Source organism: Pseudomonas sp. GW456-12-10-14-LB2 (assembly GCF_002884345.1).
In the GTDB taxonomy this organism is placed as follows: domain Bacteria; phylum Pseudomonadota; class Gammaproteobacteria; order Pseudomonadales; family Pseudomonadaceae; genus Aquipseudomonas; species Aquipseudomonas paraglycinae.
On the sequence record NZ_POHV01000170.1, the window covers coordinates 1 to 269 of the forward strand.

General features: G+C 72.9%; 1 protein-coding gene. It reads left to right on the forward strand.

All coding sequences use genetic code 11. The features are described 5' to 3' along the window. The coding region (locus C1X29_RS28585) for a hypothetical protein (RefSeq protein ID WP_218275723.1) at positions 1 to 205 on the forward strand (205 nt) is incomplete at its 5' end. Positions 206 to 269: the final 64 nt, after the last annotated feature.

A 269-nucleotide genomic window follows, 5' to 3' on the forward strand; every position in this document is an offset into this window, starting at 1 on the left:
GTTCCTGGCCGGGCCCATGACCCTGGTGGGGGCGATCAGCCTCGCCACCGCGCGGGGGATCGCCGAGGCCGACCCGGACGTCGCCGAGCTCGTCCGGCGGCTCACGCGGCACCGCTTCTGGACCCAGCTCGTGGGCATGGCCGCGATCTTCGTGACGGCGATGTTCGGGATGTATCACAACCTCGCGGCCCTGCGCGCCTGGTGAGCGCCGGCCACGTTGACACCACGCCCGTCAGGGGTAGGTGAGCGCCCATGGCCCCCTCCAGCCG